The 16,469-nt window shown below is 66.1% G+C and carries 15 protein-coding genes; 5 read left to right on the forward strand and 10 right to left on the reverse strand.

The features are described 5' to 3' along the window. Positions 1–9: 9 nt before the first annotated feature. Positions 10–594: a uracil-DNA glycosylase family protein gene (locus RVY76_RS00195; protein WP_317374977.1), complete on the forward strand. Its 585-nt coding sequence runs from the start codon at positions 10–12 to the stop codon at positions 592–594. Then, a complete protein-coding gene (locus RVY76_RS00200; RefSeq protein WP_317374978.1) occupies positions 591–1,364 on the forward strand; it encodes an SseB family protein in 774 nt (257 codons plus the stop codon). Before RVY76_RS00195 ends, RVY76_RS00200 begins: the two co-directional genes overlap by 4 nt. On the opposite strand, the gene RVY76_RS00205 is transcribed toward RVY76_RS00200, so the two are convergent. The 7 genes from RVY76_RS00205 to RVY76_RS00235 form a co-directional block, all read right to left on the reverse strand. Then, positions 1,361–2,302: a glyoxylate/hydroxypyruvate reductase A gene (locus RVY76_RS00205; protein ID WP_317374979.1), complete on the reverse strand. Its 942-nt coding sequence runs from the start codon at positions 2,300–2,302 to the stop codon at positions 1,361–1,363. The genes RVY76_RS00200 and RVY76_RS00205 overlap by 4 nt on opposite strands. After that, positions 2,302–3,447, reverse strand: a complete 1,146-nt coding sequence (rodA, locus tag RVY76_RS00210; RefSeq protein WP_317374980.1) for a rod shape-determining protein RodA — start codon at positions 3,445–3,447, stop codon at positions 2,302–2,304. Before rodA ends, RVY76_RS00205 begins: the two co-directional genes overlap by 1 nt. Next, the gene (mrdA, locus tag RVY76_RS00215; protein ID WP_317374982.1) at positions 3,444–5,366 is read right to left on the reverse strand and encodes a penicillin-binding protein 2; all 1,923 of its coding nucleotides are present in this window, start codon (positions 5,364–5,366) and stop codon (positions 3,444–3,446) included. Before mrdA ends, rodA begins: the two co-directional genes overlap by 4 nt. Beyond that, positions 5,363–5,896, reverse strand: a complete 534-nt coding sequence (locus RVY76_RS00220) for a rod shape-determining protein MreD (RefSeq protein WP_317374983.1) — start codon at positions 5,894–5,896, stop codon at positions 5,363–5,365. Before RVY76_RS00220 ends, mrdA begins: the two co-directional genes overlap by 4 nt. After that, complete coding sequence (gene mreC, locus RVY76_RS00225; RefSeq protein WP_317374984.1) at positions 5,889–6,794, reverse strand: rod shape-determining protein MreC; 906 nt, start codon at positions 6,792–6,794, stop codon at positions 5,889–5,891. The genes RVY76_RS00220 and mreC overlap by 8 nt, the downstream gene beginning before the upstream one ends. A gap of 43 nt (positions 6,795–6,837) precedes the next feature. After that, on the reverse strand, positions 6,838–7,875 hold the full coding sequence (locus RVY76_RS00230) for a rod shape-determining protein (RefSeq protein ID WP_317374985.1): 1,038 nt from the start codon (positions 7,873–7,875) through the stop codon (positions 6,838–6,840). Between the two features lie 209 nt (positions 7,876–8,084). Further along, the gene (locus RVY76_RS00235) at positions 8,085–9,668 is read right to left on the reverse strand and encodes a 2-isopropylmalate synthase (RefSeq protein ID WP_317374986.1); all 1,584 of its coding nucleotides are present in this window, start codon (positions 9,666–9,668) and stop codon (positions 8,085–8,087) included. Positions 9,669–9,897: 229 nt separating this feature from the next. Between RVY76_RS00235 and RVY76_RS00240 the strand changes: the two genes are divergently transcribed. From RVY76_RS00240 to RVY76_RS00250, 3 genes are read left to right on the forward strand one after another with little or no spacing between them, the layout of a single operon-like run. Further along, positions 9,898–10,611: an SDR family oxidoreductase gene (locus RVY76_RS00240; RefSeq protein WP_317374987.1), complete on the forward strand. Its 714-nt coding sequence runs from the start codon at positions 9,898–9,900 to the stop codon at positions 10,609–10,611. Positions 10,612–10,615: 4 nt separating this feature from the next. Next, complete coding sequence (locus RVY76_RS00245) at positions 10,616–11,278, forward strand: SDR family NAD(P)-dependent oxidoreductase (RefSeq protein WP_317374988.1); 663 nt, start codon at positions 10,616–10,618, stop codon at positions 11,276–11,278. Continuing rightward, positions 11,272–12,798 carry a cryptochrome/photolyase family protein gene (locus tag RVY76_RS00250; RefSeq protein ID WP_317374989.1) on the forward strand — a complete coding sequence of 509 codons (1,527 nt, stop codon included), beginning with the start codon at positions 11,272–11,274 and terminating at the stop codon, positions 12,796–12,798. The genes RVY76_RS00245 and RVY76_RS00250 overlap by 7 nt, the downstream gene beginning before the upstream one ends. A gap of 3 nt (positions 12,799–12,801) precedes the next feature. On the opposite strand, the gene RVY76_RS00255 is transcribed toward RVY76_RS00250, so the two are convergent. The 3 genes from RVY76_RS00255 to RVY76_RS00265 form a co-directional block, all read right to left on the reverse strand. Continuing rightward, entirely contained in the window at positions 12,802–13,797 is a 996-nt protein-coding gene (locus RVY76_RS00255) for an LLM class flavin-dependent oxidoreductase (RefSeq protein ID WP_317374991.1), read from the reverse strand. A gap of 220 nt (positions 13,798–14,017) precedes the next feature. After that, a complete protein-coding gene (locus RVY76_RS00260) occupies positions 14,018–15,481 on the reverse strand; it encodes a 2-isopropylmalate synthase (protein WP_317374993.1) in 1,464 nt (487 codons plus the stop codon). A 195-nt stretch (positions 15,482–15,676) separates the two neighbouring features. After that, complete coding sequence (locus RVY76_RS00265) at positions 15,677–16,420, reverse strand: Bax inhibitor-1/YccA family protein (RefSeq protein WP_317374994.1); 744 nt, start codon at positions 16,418–16,420, stop codon at positions 15,677–15,679. Positions 16,421–16,469: the final 49 nt, after the last annotated feature.

Here is a 16,469-nt window from a genome sequence, read left to right on the forward strand (position 1 = left end):
ATGGGGGGCATGTCCGATCTTCGCGCGCGCCTCGCTGCCTGTACCATCTGCGCCGAGCGGTTCGCCGCCACGGCGACCGGTCACCGGCCCAACCCGGTCGTCTGGTTCCGTCCCGGCGCGCGAATCCTCATCGCATCGCAGGCCCCCGGACTGCGCGTGCACGAGGCCAACACGCCGTTCTGGGACCAGTCGGGAAAGCGTCTGCGGGACTGGCTCAGGCTCGACGAGGCGACATTCTACGACCGCCACCGCGTGGCGATCGTGCCGATGGGGTTCTGCTTTCCGGGATACGACCGGTCGGGCTCGGACCTGCCGCCGCCGAAGGTCTGCGCCGCGACCTGGCGCGAGGCCGTCCTCGACTACGTGGGCGAGGTGGATCTGACCGTGCTCATCGGCGGCTACGCGCAGAAATGGCACCTCGGGACGAAATCGAACGTGACCGAGACCGTGATGGCCTGGCGCGATCACGCGCCCCGCATCTTTCCCTTGCCGCATCCGAGCTGGCGCAATACCGCGTGGCTGAAGCGCAATCCGTGGTTCGAGACCGATCTTCTGCCCGAATTGCGCGCCCGTGTGACGGAGGTTCTGCAATGACGGCACTCGATCGAGCCCACGAGGCGATGGAGACCGCGCCCGACGACGACAGTGCCCGCCTGGCCTTCTACGAACGCTTGGCCGATGCGGAGCTCTTCCTCCTCCTCAAAGCCGAACCCGAGGGGGCCACGCTGGACCCGCGGATCTTCGAGACGTCGCAGGGCAGCTTCGTGCTGGTTTTCGACCGGGCGGAGCGTCTGTCGGACTTCGCCGAGGGTCAGGCTCCCTTCGCCGCCCTGTCGGGCCGTGTGCTCTGCACCATGCTTCAGGGACAGGGCGTGGGCCTCGCGCTCAATCCCGGTGTCGCACCCTCGTCGTTCCTGCTGACGCCCGCCTCGGTCGATTGGCTGGTCGAGACTCTGTCTGACGGGCCCGACGAGGTCGAGGCCCGCCCGACCGAGCTCGGCGCGCCCTCGGGCCTGCCGGAGAGGCTTCTGACCGCGCTCGACACCAAGCTCGCCACGGCAACTGGGCTCGCGCGGATGGCCTATCTGGTCGAGGCGACGTTCGAGGGGGGAGGGCGCACGCATCTTCTGGCCTTCATCGACGCCGCCCGCGGGGCCGAGGGGGCATTGTCGCGCGCGGTGCGCGAGGCGCTGGTCTTCTCCGGTCTCGAGGCAGGTGCGCTCGACGTGGCGTTCTTCGATGCCTCCGACGCGATGGCGGGGCGGCTGGCGCGGGTGGGGCTCCGGTTCGATTTGCCGGTCTTCGAGCCGCCGAAGCCCTTCACGCCCGGTGGCGACCCCGATACGCCGCCCAAACTACGCTAGTAGCCCGCGCTGCGATCGACCACGTTCTCGAGCGCTTGGCCACGTTCGGCCCGCGCGATGTTGTCGACGATGGCGCGCGATGCGCTGGGCGCGCGGGTGGCCGAGGCGATATGCGGCGTTACGGTCACGCGCGGATGGGTCCAGAACGGATGATCCTTCGGCAGCGGCTCGGTCCGGAAGGTATCGAGCGTCGCATGCGCGATCTGACCAGTTCCGAGCGCGTCGAGAAGCGCCGCCTCATCGACGAGGCCGCCGCGCCCCGGGTTCAGAAGAACCGCGCCCTTGGGCATCAGGGCCAGCCGGCCCGCATCCACGATACCTTCCGTCGCGCGGGTCAGCGGCAGCAGCAGCACCGTGATCTCGCCGTGGCCAAGCGCGGCGGCAAGCCCGTCCTCGCCGTGATGCGTCGCGATACCGTCCAGATCCTTGGGCGACCGGCTCCATCCTGCCACGTCGAAATTCAGACGCGACAGTGCGTCCGCGCAGGCCGCGCCAAGCGCGCCGAGGCCCAGGATCGTCACCTTCCTGTCGCGGGCGAGCGGCGGGGCGGCACCGGTCCATTCGCCATCGAGTCCGTGGATTTGCGCGTCCATCCCCAGATGGTGGCGCAGGACATGGCCCGTCACGTATTCAACCATTCCCTCGGTCAGGCCGGGATCGACCATGCGTGTCAGCGGTACTTCGAGCGTATCGTTTCCCACGATATCCTCGACCCCGGCCCAGAGGCTCAGCACAGCGCGCAGGCGGGGAAAGCCCGAGAAATCCGACAGACCGCCATTCGGGGCATGAACGATGTAATCGACCTCCTCCGCCGGATGATCGCGCGACAGATCCGCCTCGAGCCCCGTCTCGGACAGGGCACGGGTCAGGTAGGGGCGGTATTCGTCCCACTTGTCGTCGCGCGCGGCAAAGAGGATGCGGAGGGTGCGGTCGGTCATCAGCGGCCTCTCGGGCGGTGGACATGGGCGGATTGCGCGAGCCCGAAGCCCGCCAGCAGGACGAGCATTGCCGACCCGCCGTAACTGACCAGCGGCAGCGGGACGCCCACGACCGGGGCAAGGCCCATCACCATCGCCATGTTGATTGCAAAGAACAGGAAGAAGGTCGTCGCCACGCCAAGCGTCACCAGCGACCCGAATCGGTCGCGGTTGCGGAATGCCGACACCGCACAGAAGATCACGATCGTGACGTAGAGCGACAGGAGCGACACGGCCCCCACGAAGCCGAATTCCTCGGCGAGGGTGGTGAAGATGAAGTCGGTATGCTTCTCGGGCAGGAAATTCAGGCGCGATTGCGTGCCCTGCATGAAGCCGCGACCGGTCCATCCACCCGACCCGAGCGCGATCTTGGATTGCGTGATGTGGTATCCCGCGCCGAGCGGGTCGTTCGCGGGGTCGAGGAACGTGTCGATCCGGCGATACTGGTAATCCTTCAAAAGCTGCCAATCCGTCCCGCGAGAGCTCAGAACCGCGCTGACCAATCCCACGCCCGCCCCGATCACGGCCATGAAATACCACCAGCTGACCCCCGCGAGGAACATCACGACCCCGCCGCCCGTCACGAGGAGCAACGCGGTTCCGAGATCGGGCTGTCGCAGCACGAGGTAGGTCGGCAGCGCAATCAGCAGCAACGGCACGACGAGCCAGACCGGTCGCGAGGTCTTCGACGTGTCGAGCCAGTCGTAATAGGCGGCAAGCACCATCACGAGCGTGATCTTCATGAGCTCGGAGGGTTGCAGCCGGATGATCCCGAGATCGATCCAGCGTTGCGCACCCATGCCCGTCTCGCCGAAGAACTCGACCCCCAGAAGCAGCACGAGCGAGACCCCATAGGCAAGCCCGGCAACGTTGCGCCAGAACCAGATCGGCACCATCCCGATGACGAACATCACTGTAAGGCCGAACGCGAAACGTTCCATCTGCGGCTCGGCCCAGGGGTACATCGACCCACCGGCAACGGAATAGAGCATCATGAACCCGACCGAGGCGACCGTGCAGAGCAGGACGACGAGCGGCCAGTTCAGATAGAGGATCTTCGACAGGCCCGTGGGCACGAGCTTGACGTTGTATTCGAGATAGCTCACGCGCGGCCGCTCCGCTCGGTGGGGCGGAAATCCTGCCGCAAGTCGAGTTCGCTCAGGAACTGGCCGATCCGGCCCCTCTGCGCCGATGGATAGCTTTCGACCGGTGGCATCTTGCCGTGCAGCGCATAGAGAAGGATGTCGCGCGCGATGGGGGCCGCGACCGACGACCCGCCGCCGCCATGCTCCACCACGACCGAGACCGAGATATGCGGGTTGTTGAAGGGGGCGTAGCCCACATAGAGCGCATGGTCGCGCTGTTCCCAGGGGACGTCGTTGTTGCTGACGACGACGCTGCGCACCTGGCTCGTCCCCGTCTTGCCGGCCATGCGCATGTCCCCCGCCTCGATGCGCGAGCCGTAGGCGGTGCCGCGGCGCGAATTGCAGACCGCGTCCATGCCGTTCCGGACGATGCGAAGATGCTCGTTCGAGAAGCCCAGCGGCTCAAGGCCGCGGGGCTCGAGCTCCACCCCATCGATCGACTTGACGAGCCGCGGCTCGATCCGCGTGCCCGAGGCGAGCCGGGCGGTCATCACGGCGAGCTGCAGCGGCGTCGAAAGCACGTAGCCCTGGCCGATCGAGGCGTTGAGGCTGTCGCCCACGCGCCAGGGCTGCTGATAGCGCTCCTGGAGCCAGGCCCGGTCGGGCATCGCACCGGGGCTGACGGCCGACATCGGCAGATCGAACCGCTCTCCCAGGCCGAAGCGGCGCGCGGTCTCGGCGATCCTGTCGATGCCGATGCGCTGGGCGAGTTCGTAGTAGTAAACGTCGCAGGATTGCTCGAGCGACTTCTCGAGATCGACCCAGCCATGGCCGCCGCGCTTCCAACAATGAAAGCGCCGGTTGCCCAGCTTGTGGTAGCCGCCGCAATAGAACGTCTCGCCGGGGTTCAGCTGACCCGCATCCATCGCGGCGAGGCTGACCATCATCTTGAAGGTCGATCCCGGCGGATAGGCCCCCTGCACGGCCTTGTTCGACAGCGGGCGATAGATGTTCTCGGTCAGCTCGCCGTAATCGGCGACCGAGATGCCGCGCACGAACTTGTTGGGATCGAAGGACGGTGCGTTGCCGACGGCCAGAAGGTCTCCGTTACGCGTGTCCATCACCACCGCGCTTGCCGACAGGGCCGGTGCGAGGCGGGCCTCGACGAAGTTCTGCAGCCGGCTTTCGACGGTAAGCTGGATGTTCGCGCCCGGAATACCCGGATCGCGGCCGAGCTCGCGCATGACGCGCCCGGCGGCGTTGACCTCGATGCGGCGCGTGCCCGCCTTGCCGCGCAAGTCACGCTCGTACTTCTGCTCGACCCCGGTCTTGCCGATCTGGAATTTCGGGATCTGCAGCAATGGATCGTCGTCGTCGATCCGCTGAAGGTCGTAATCGCTGACCGGGCCGACATAGCCGATGATATGGGCGTGATCCTCGGCCAGCGGATAGTTCCGGGTAAGGCCCACATCGGGCGTGATGCCCGGAAGGGCAGGGGCGTTGACCGCGACTGCTGCGATGTCCTCCCAGCTGCGCTGATCGGTCAAGGTGACGGGCACGAAGGGCGAGCGGCGCGCGATTTCCTTCTTCGCGCGCTCGAGCTCGACCGGGTCGAGATAGATGAGGTCCCCCAGCCGGGCGATCACCTCGTCGACATCGCCCGCATCCTCGCGCACGATGACGATGCGGTAGTTCTGCGCGTTCTCGGCGAGCGGGATGCCGTTGCGATCGAAGATCAGGCCCCGCGCCGGCGCGATGAGGCGCATGTTGATGCGGTTCTCCTCAGCCAGCAGGCGGAACTGGTCGGCCTGCTCGACCTGCATCTGGCGCATCCGCCACCCGAGAACCCCTGCCACGCCGAGCTGCAGGCCGCCGAGCACGAGCCCCCGTCGGGAGATGCCGCGCAGGCTCGTCTCGGTGTCGCGTGGCGTGCGTTTCATGCGCGCGATCCTTCTCTCTCGGCGGGTCCGGCGGATCTCACCCCCATCACGAAGGCGCTGAAGGCGACGACCGCTGGATAGCAGGCCGCCGTGATGAATACGTGAACGAGGATGGCCGTCAGCGGCGGTCGCGGCACGGCGAAAAGCGCGAGAACGAGCCCGTTCAGGATCGTCAGCGCAAAGAGGACGGCCGTCACCATCATCCACTCCACAAGAAACGGCAGTTCGGCACTGACGTTCCTCCGCACCCGCAGGAATTCGAGCCCCAGCAGGACAAGCGCCGTCCAGAGGCCGAGCGGCCGCATGAAGAGGATGTCGGATACGAGGATCACGCCCGCCACCAGAAGGACCGGCACGTAGGCGGGCTTGCGCAACACCCACGCGAAGGCCAGCAGCACCAGCAGATCGGGCGCGGGAAGGGCGTCCGCCGAAATGTGGAAGGGCAGGATATGGATGAAGATCACGCAGGCCGATACCGCGAGGAATCCCGCGCGATACGTCCAACGGCGGAGCGTGAGCGGATCAACCATCGACCGGCTCCGGGGCCTGGGCCACGGTGGCGGGCGGGCGATCCGGCACGACGAGCGTTCCCGGATCGCTCACCGGCGCGCCGGGATGCGATCGCAGGACGCGCAGGAATTCCAGCCGTTCGTAATCTGCGGCAAGCCGGACCCGCAGGCGGCGATCGGTGCCCTCGACGACCTGACCCACGAGAAGGCCCGCGGGCAGCATGCCGCCGTCGCCCGAACTTACCACACGGTCGCCGGGCCTGACCGCATCGGCCGTCTCGAGGAAGTCGAGCGGGGGGAGCTTGGAATTGTCGCCCGCCAGGATCGCACGCTGGCCGGAGGGTTGCACCGTGACGGGCACGCGGCTGTTGTTGTCGGTCATCAGGATCACCCGGCTCGACGTCTGCCCCACGCCCGAGATCCGCCCCACGAGTCCGAGCCCGTCGGTCGTGGCCCAGCCGTCGCGGATCCCGTCGCGCGAGCCAAGATTCAGCAGGACGGAATTGCGGAAGGGCGATCCGCTATCTGCCAGCACCACGCCGGTGATGAAGGTGAGCTTCGGGTCGAGCCGCACCTTGTTCAGATCGAGCAGCTTTGCGTTCTGCTGTTCGAGCTGCAGCGCGGCCTCCTTCCAGGCCTTCATCTGCTGCAGCTCGCGGCGCAGATCGCGGTTCTGCTCGTAGATGCGCGTGTAGCTCTCGAAGTTCTCGACCATGCCTGCGAGCTGGGTGACGGGGATGAGCGCCCATTCGAAGCTCGGCACGATCTCGTCGACGATCTGGGCGCGGAACCGCTCCGCCCTGGGACTGTCGATCCGCCAGAAAAGGAACACCCCGAGGAGGAGCACGACGACGATCCCGGTCAGGATGCGCCTCACCGGCCGGACGAAATCTTCCGAATTGTGCCTGTCCGTCGCCATAACGCCCCTTCGACCCCGGCCTTTCCGCCAAGGCGTTCAAGGTTCAGCTGTCGTAGTCTATCACATGCCTGAGCTGTTTTTCGTATTCCAGCGCCTTGCCGGTGCCGACGGCAACACAATTCAGTGCCTCGTCCGCGATCGACACGGCAAGACCCGTCTGCTCGCGCAGCGCGAGGTCGAGCTCGCCCAGAAGCGCGCCACCCCCCGTGAGCATGACGCCGCGATCGACGATGTCCGCGGCGAGATCCGGCGGCGTCGCCTCGAGCGCGATCATCACGGCCTCGCAGATGGCCTGCACGGGCTCGGCCAGTGCCTCGGCGACCTGCGCCTGGTTGATCTCGGTCTCTTTCGGCACGCCGTTCAGAAGATCGCGGCCGCGGATCTGCAGCGATGCGCCACGGCCGTCATCGGGCATGCGGCTCGTGCCGATGGAGGTCTTGATGCGTTCGGCCGTGGCCTCGCCGATCAGCAGGTTGTGCTGGCGGCGCAGGTAGCTGATGATCGCCTCGTCCATGCGATCGCCGCCCACGCGCACGCTGCGCGCATAGACGATGTCGCCAAGGCTCAGAACCGCGACCTCGGTCGTCCCGCCGCCCACATCCACGACCATGGAGCCGGTCGGGTCTGTGATCGGCATGCCCGATCCGATGGCGGCCGCGATTGGCTCGGCGATGAGGCCCGCCTTGCGCGCGCCCGCGCTGATCACCGATTGCCTTATCGCACGCTTTTCCACGGGCGTGGCACCGTGCGGGACGCAAACGATGATCTTGGGCTTCGAGAAGGTCGTCCGCTTGTGGACCTTGCGGATGAAGTGCTTGATCATGTCCTCGGCGACGTCGAAATCGGCAATCACGCCTTCGCGCATCGGCCGGATCGCCTGGATCGAGCCGGGCGTGCGGCCCAGCATGAGCTTCGCGTCCTCGCCGACGGCGAGAACCTGCTTGCGCCCGTCGCGCACGTGGAACGCCACGACCGACGGTTCGTTCAGTACGATACCGCGTCCCTTGACGTAGACTAAAGTATTGGCGGTCCCCAAGTCTATCGCCATGTCCGAGGAGAAGATCCCGGTCAAACTGCTCATCTCATGCGTCCCCAATCGCGTGGCGCGACAGCGACGGGTCGAGTCGACCCGACGGCCCGCGTTCGGGCCTTATAAGGATTGCTCAGTTCAGGCGAAAGGGCGCTGCCGGGGGGTGGCGGCGTAATTCTGCCGGGATCGCACCCGCCGGAGCCGATCCCGCGGCGGAGGTTTCGCGGCGAAACCTCCGCACATGGGGACTGAGCGATCGCTCAGCCCGCGTCCTTGTAGCTGACGGCCTTGGTATCGCTCCCGGCTTCGGTGGTGCGACGCTTGACCAGAAGGCGGTTCAGCGCCGCGATATAGGCGCGCGCGCTTGCCACGACGGTATCTGTATCGGCGGACTGGCCGGTCACGATGCGTCCGTCTTCCTCCATCCGGACGGTGACGGTCGCCTGTGCGTCGGTGCCTTCGGTAACGGCATGAACCTGATAAAGCTGAAGCTGCGCCTCGTGCGGGACAAGGGACTTGACCGCGTTGAAGGCTGCATCGACCGGTCCGTCCCCCTGGGCCGTGACCTGCCGGTCCTCGCCGTCGATCCTCAGCGTCATGTCCGCCGATTGGGGGGCCTCGGTGCCGCAGATGACACGCAGGAACTTGAGCTGCACGGCCTCTTCGCCGGCACCCTGCGCGCGGACGAGCGCCTCGATATCCTCGTCGTAAACTTCCTTCTTGCGATCGGCGAGCTCCTTGAAGCGGACGAAGATGTCGCCGAGCTGGTTGTCGGCCACGTCGAAGCCCAGCTCCTTGAGCTTGGAGCGGAGCGCGGCGCGCCCCGAATGCTTGCCCATGACGAGCGAGGTCTCCTTCAGACCCACATCGGCGGGGCGCATGATCTCGAAGGTCTCGGCGTTCTTCAGCATGCCATCCTGATGGATGCCCGACTCGTGCGCGAAGGCGTTCTTGCCGACGATCGCCTTGTTGAACTGCACGGGAAAGCCGCTGATCGTCGAGACGCGGCGTGAGATCGCCATCAGCCGCGTGGAATCGACGCCGGTGGACCATGGCATGATGTCGTTGCGGACCTTCAGCGCCATCACCACCTCCTCGAGGGCGGTGTTGCCGGCCCGCTCTCCGAGACCGTTGATCGTGCATTCGATCTGGCGCGCGCCACCGGCAACGGCGGCAAGGCTGTTGGCCGTCGCCATGCCGAGGTCGTTGTGGCAATGCGTGGCGAAGATCACGTCCTCGCCGCCCTCGACCTCGGCGATGAGGCGGCGGATCAGATCGGCGCTCTCGACGGGTGCGGTGTAGCCGACCGTATCGGGGATGTTGATCGTGGTGGCACCGGCCTTGATCGCAATCTCGACGGTGCGCTTGAGAAAGTCCCATTCGGTGCGCGTCGCGTCCATCGGGGACCATTGCACGTTGTCGCAGAGGTTGCGCGCATGGGTCACTGTCTCGTGGATGCGCTCGGCCATCTGGTCCTGGTCGAGATTCGGGATCGCACGGTGCAGCGGCGAGGTGCCGATGAAGGTGTGGATGCGCGGGGATGCCGCGGGTTTCACGGCCTCCCAGGCGCGGTCGATATCCTTGATATTGGCTCGCGCGAGGCCGCAGATCGTGGCCCGCTTCGTCCGCTCGGCAATGGCCTTCACCGCGGCGAAATCGCCTTCGGAGGCGATCGGAAAGCCCGCTTCGATGATGTCGACGCCCATTTCGTCGAGCATTTCGGCCAGTTCGAGCTTTTCGCGGTGGCTCATCGTGGCACCGGGCGATTGCTCTCCGTCGCGCAGCGTCGTGTCGAAGATCAATACCCGGCCGTCATCGGCCTTCTGCAGATCCTGATTGGTCATGGCGTGGGGTCTTTCCTGTCTGTTGCTTGTCCTTCGATCCTTCGGCGCTGGTCCACCCCTGAGCGGTCGCGCCGAGAAGGCACGCTCAGAGGCGCGTAAGGAGAAGAAGCATCAGACCGCGCGGGTCGTTATGGAGGATGCGCGTTTTCATGGCACCGACAATAGCCGCGATTCGGCAAATGAAAACCCCTCGTTTGACGCGACGTGCAGCGCAGCTAGCTTAAATCGCATGGCTGATGAAAAACGACAGGCGCTGGTCACGGGCGGCGCGAACGGGATCGGGCGGGGCATCGTGGATCACCTGCTCGCCACAGGGTGGCGCGTCGCCGCGCTCGACCGGGATCGAAGTGCGCTTTCCGAACTCGAGGACCGGGCGGATCTGACGACCATCGCCGCCGATGTGAGCGCCGAGGACGAGGTGCGCGAAGCGGTTGGCGGGCTCGACCGGCTCGATCTCCTCGTGTGCAATGCGGGCATCGCCAGCCCCGTGAACGGCGCGATCGAGGATCTCGACCTGTCGGATTGGAACGCCTGGATCGGCACGAACCTGACCGGCACGTTCCTGATGTCGAAATATGCCATTCCGCTCCTGCGCGCGTCGCAGGGAAGCATCGTGACGATGTCGTCGACCCGTGCCTTCATGTCGGAACCCGAAACCGAGGCCTATGCCGCCACCAAGGGCGGCATCGTGGCGCTGACCCATGCGATGGCGATCTCGCTCGGGCCCGAGATCCGCGTGAACGGCATCGCACCCGGCTGGATCGTCACCGGCGATCCCGACGCGCTCGACCCCGACGACCACGCCCAGCATCCGGCGGGCCGTGCGGGCATGCCGCAGGACATCGCCGAGGCCGTCAGCTACCTTGCCGATGCCGGTTTCGTGACGGGTCAGATCCTGACTCTCGACGGCGGCATGACGCGAAAGATGATCTATCGGGAATGACCGGATGAAGAAGGCGCTTGTGATCGGTGCATCGGGTGGCATCGGCCGCGCCGTCGCGGAGGAGCTGAGGGGCCGCGATGTCGAGGTCGTGACGCTGTCGCGGGCCGAGGACGGGTTCGACATCACCGACGAGGCGTCGATCGAGGCCGCTCTGAAACCGCTCGACGACGATTTCGACCTCGTCTTCGTGGCCACGGGCGCGCTGACCTCGACGCGGGACGCGCCCGAGAAGTCGCTTTCCGATCTGGGGGCCGATGAGATCCTGGCGCAGGTCTCGCTCAATGCCATCGGGCCCGCCCTGGTTCTCAAGCACTGGAAGCGCCGCATCCCGCGCAAGGGGCGCTTCGTGTTTGCGGCCTTGTCCGCACGTGTGGGGTCGATCGGGGATAACGGGCTCGGCGGCTGGTATTCCTACCGGACGTCCAAGGCCGCGCTCAACGCGCTGATGCACGGTGCCGCGGTCGAGATCGGCCGCAGCCGCAGGGAGGCGATCGTCGCGTGCCTGCATCCCGGCACCGTCGCGACCGAATTCACCGAAGATTACCCCGATCACGACAAGGTTACGCCACTCGAGGCCGCCGCGCGCCTGATCGACGTGATCGAGGGACTATCGCCCGCGCAGTCGGGTGGTTTCTTCGACTATGCCGCGAAGGAGATCCCATGGTGAGCCGTCTGATCCTCGTCCTCGGCGACCAGCTGAGTGAAGACCTTTCCGCGCTGCGGGAGGCCGGACAGGACGATGTCGTCGTCATGGCCGAAGTCGGCGACGAGGCAAGCTACGTCCCCCATCATCCCAAGAAGATCGCGTTCCTCTTCGCCGCGATGCGCAAGTTCGCGGCCCGCCTGCGCGAGGATGGCCGGAACGTCGCCTATACCTCGCTCGACGACGAGGAGAATACCGGGTCGATCACCGGAGAGCTTCTGCGCCGCGCCGAAGAGCACGGTGCGTCCGAAGTCATCGCGACCGAGCCCGGCGAATGGCGTTTGATCGAGGCGCTGAACGATTGCCCGCTGAAGGTCACGCAACTTTCCGACGACCGTTTCATCGCCTCCCATTCCGAATTCGACACGTGGGCCGACGGGCGCAAGGAGTTGCGAATGGAGTGGTTCTATCGTGACATGCGGCGCAAGACCGGCCTTCTGATGGATGGCGAAGAGCCCGCGGGCGGCAAGTGGAACTTCGATCACGACAACCGCAAACCCGCCCCCGACGCGGTCGAGTTCGGCGGCCCGATGCAGTTCACCCCCGACGAGGTCGTGGGAGAGGTGCTCGACCTCGTCGAGCGGCGCTTCGGCAACAATTTCGGCGATCTGCGGCCCTTCTGGTTCGCGACCGACCAGGGGCAGGCGCGCCGCGCCCTCGCCCATTTCATCAGGGGCGCGTTGCCGAAATTCGGCGATTATCAGGATGCGATGCTGGCGAAAGACAGCTTTCTCTATCACGGGGTCCTGTCGCTCTATCTCAACGCGGGGCTGCTCTCGCCCATGGAGATCTGCCGCGCGGCCGAGGAAGCCTACGAGAAGGGCGATGCCCCCATCAACGCGGTCGAGGGGTTCATCCGCCAGATCATCGGCTGGCGCGAATACATGCGCGGCATCTATTTCCGCGAGGGGCCGGACTATGCCGACCGCAACGAACTCGGCCATACCCGTTCGCTTCCGGGCTTCTACTGGGGCGACGAGACGCGAATGGCCTGCATCTCTCATACCGTCGCGCAGACGAAATCCGAGGCCTATGCCCATCACATCCAGCGGTTGATGGTGACGGGCAACTTCGCGCTTCTCGCAGGCATCTCGCCGCAGGAGGTGCAGCACTGGTACATGAGCGTCTATGCCGACGCCTACGAATGGGTGATGAGCGCCAACGTCATCGGCATGAGCCAGTTCGCCGATGGCGGGGTCGTGGGGTCCAAGCCCTATGTCTCGTCCGGCAACTACATCGACAAGATGTCGGATTACTGCGGTGACTGCGCCTATTCGGTAAAGACCAAGGTGGGCGAGGGGGCCTGTCCCTTCAACCTGCTCTACTGGGCCTTCATGGAGCGGCACCGCGAGCGGTTCGAGGGCAATCCGCGCATGGCGCAGATGTACGCGACCTGGGACCGGATGGACGAGGACAAGCGCGCCCGGATCCTCGACGAGGCCGAGACATTCCTCAATCGCATGGCCCAGGGCGCGCCCGTCTGAGGGTCAGGCCGCCTGTCGCCGCGACAGGTCCGACATGACCTCGGCCGCGATCTCGAACGAGCGTTCGCGCGCGACCGGATCGTGGATCTGGCCGGTCAGGATCATCTCGTCCGGCGCGTGCTCGGCGATCATGGCCGAAAGCTGCGCGCGCACCTGCGCCGGGTCGCCCACCGCCGTCACCCGCAGGGCGTGATCGACGCCGCGCCGGATCTCGGGACCGATGGCTGCGTCGATATCGTCGACCGGGCGCGGCAACTTGCCCGGCTGGCCCGTCCTGAGCCGCGCGAAGGCCTGCTGCATCGAGGTCCTGAGGCGCAGCGCCTCGCGCTCCTCTTCGGCGGCGAAGACGTTGGCCGCGAGCATGAAGTATGGCTTCTCGAGCGTCTCTGACGGCTGGAACCGCGTGCGGTAGATGTCACGCGCCTGGTCGAGCGCGTCGGGCGCGAAATGCGACGCGAAGGCATAGGGCAGGCCCAGATGCGCGGCAAGCTGCGCACCGTAGAGCGACGAGCCGAGGATCCAGATCGGGACATGCGTGCCTTCACCCGGCACGGCGCGGACCTGTGCGGCGGGGTTCGCGTCTCCGAAATAGGCCTGCAGCGCCATCACGTCGCGCGGGAAATCCTCGCTTCCGTCGCGGCGGAAGGCCCGCATCACCGCCATGTCGCCGCCCGGTGCGCGCCCGAGGCCCAGATCGATCCGGTCGCCGTGGATCGTGGCGAGCGTTCCGAACTGCTCGGCGATGGCGAGCGGCGCGTGGTTCGGCAGCATGATGCCGCCCGCACCTACCCGGATGCGCGAAGTGGCGCTTGCGATATGGCCGATCAGCACGCTCGTCGCGGCGCTCGCGATGCCTTCCATGTTGTGATGCTCGGCCAGCCAGAAGCGGTGATACCCCCAGCTTTCGGCCTTCCGGGCGAGGGCCACGGAATTGGCGATCGCGGCACGCGCATCCGATCCTTCGGGAACGGGAGAGAGATCGAGGATGGAATGGCGCATGAGGAAGCCTCCGGTTGCGGGCGAGGGACCGGCGATGCGCGCCCCCCGTCTTGATCTGTCCAAGGATGCTCACCAGAATGACGTAGAAATTTGGCGGCATCCTTCCCATCTGGGCGCTGGGTCGGCGTCTGGAAACCCCCTCACGTCGGTTTCGGGGCGATGCGCCGCGGCGGCACCGATCAGACCGGCCCGATCGGCCCGGTGCATTCGTTGATCGAGGCTATTGCGCCGGGCTTTCATCCCCGTCCGGATCGTCGGAGGCCGGTGCCTCCTCCTGGCCCGGGCCAGCCTGAGAGATCAACGCGCCGGCCTGCCATTCGCCCGAGCGTTCCTCACCCCCCGCGGTGCTGAGCGTTCCCTCGCCCTCGCGGCGGCCGCCGGCGAACCCACCTTCGTAGACGTCGCCGTTGGCATAGGTCAGGACACCCTGTCCCTCGATCTCGCCCTCGGACCATTCACCCACATACGTGCTGCCGTCGGGATAGACGATGCGGCCGCTGCCGTCGGGCTCTCCGTCCGAAAACGTGCCAGTATAGACCGTTCCGTCGGGATAGGTCGCCGTGCCCTCGCCGTCGCGTCGTCCTTCGCTCCAGGCTCCTTCGTAGGTCATGCCGCCCGGAAAGGTCATCGTACCCTGACCCTCGTTTCGGGCATCGACGAAGCTTCCCTCGTAGACGGCCCCGTTGGCATAGGTGGCGATGCCTTCGCCTTCGATCACGCCATTCGACCATTCGCCTTCGTATGTATTGCCGTCGGGATAGGTTATGCGACCCTGACCATCGGGCAGGTCGTTGCGGAACTGTCCTTCGTAGACGGCCCCATCGGGATAGGTGACGGTGCCCTGTCCCTCGATGCGGCCCGCGACCCATCCGCCGTCGTAACGATAGCCGTCGGGCCGTGTGAAGGTGCCTTGCCCCTCGCGCTGGTCGGCCTGGAACGCGCCTTCGTAGACGTCGCCGTTCGCGTATTCCTTTCGGCCCTCGCCCTGACGCTCTCCCGAGACGAAGTCACCGCGATAGACATCTCCGTCGGGGTGGGTGAGCGTTCCCTCGCCGGTGATCTCTCCGCCGCTCCACGCGCCTTCGTAGACGAGGCCGTCGGCCATGCGCAGCGTACCGGTGCCTTCGCGCAGGTCGCCCGCCATCTGGCCCTCGTAGACCGCGCCGCCGGGATAGGTGATCGTGCCGTCGCCCTCCTTCTCGCCGTCGACCCAGTCCCCGTCATAGACGTAACCCGAACTCGTCTCCATCCGGCCGATGCCGTGATGGCGCGCGTTGCGGAACCCGCCCTCGTATCGGGTGCCGTTGGCATAGACCGCCACGCCCTGGCCGTTGATCGTGCCATCGGTCCAGTCGCCCTCGTAGGTGCCGCCATCGGCGAGGGTGATGCGCCCCTGGCCGTCCGGCTTGCCTTCGGCGAACTCGCCCTCGTAGACGGATCCGTTCGGGAACCGGGCGACGCCCTGTCCCACGACCTCTCCATCGGACCATTCGCCGGAATATTCGTATCCGTTGGGAAGGGTGTAGGTGCCGGTGCCGTGCTGGCGACCGTTCACGAACGTGCCCTCGTAGACGCCGCCATCCTCGTATTGCTTGGTCTCCACGCGGCCATCCGACTGGGCGAGAATTACCCCCGGCAGGGCGAGCGAGACGAGACCGGCGAGGAGGAGGGGGGTCGGGCGCATGAAGATCTCCTGTCGTGCGGGAGCGTCGCGTCCGGTGCGCGCGGTCCCGCCGTTTCGGATGAGGGGAAAATCTAGCGGTCCGCCAATGTCCCCGCAACGCCTTTCGGGCCTTCGCATCGGTGCGCTTCGGACAAAGAAAAACCGCCAGACCCGTAGGATCTGGCGGTCGGATGACGCGTCACGCCGTGGCGTGGATCACTCGCGCTGGCCCATGAAGCTCAGCAGGAACATAAAGAGGTTGATGAAGTCGAGATAGAGACGCAGCGCGCCCATGATGCCCGACTTCTCCAGCCATTCGCGATCGGCGGTACGCGCGTGCTGGATGTACTCGTTCTTGATCTGCTGCGTGTCGTAGGCGGTGAGCGCGGCGAAGAGCAGGACGCCGATCGCCGAGATCGCGAACATGACGGCCGGGGAGGCCAAGAAGATGTTCACGATCGACGCCACGACAAGGCCGATCACGCCCATGATGAGGAAGCTGCCCCACCCGGAGATGTCCTTCTTGGTCGTGTAGCCCCAGAGCGACAGGCCTGCGAAGGCGATCGCCGTCACGAGGAAGGTCTGGACGATCGAGAACCCGGTATAGACGAGGAAGATCGAGCTCAGCGAAAGGCCCATCAGGGCGGCGAACGTGTAGAAGAAGAGCTGCGCGCCAGCCGCGGAGATGCGGTTGATCATCGCCGAGAAGGCAAAGACCATGATGAGCGGAGCGAACATGATCAGCCACTTCAGGGGCGATCCGTAGATCGCCTGCCCGAGCTGCGTGGCGTTGCCGGCATCGTCGACGGCGAGCCCGGAAATGGCCCAGGCTGCGAGCGCGGTGATCACCATGCCACTGGCCATCAGGCCGTAGACCTTGTTCATGTGGGCGCGCAAGCCCTCGTCGATCGTACCCGACCTTACACCAGCGCCGGTGCGGATCGTCTGTTGTTCAGCCATCAAATGCCTCCAAACGGTCATTGCATCGGCCGGGAACACGGCCGTTCTG

This window comes from Palleronia sp. LCG004 (assembly GCF_032931615.1).
Taxonomy (GTDB): domain Bacteria; phylum Pseudomonadota; class Alphaproteobacteria; order Rhodobacterales; family Rhodobacteraceae; genus Palleronia.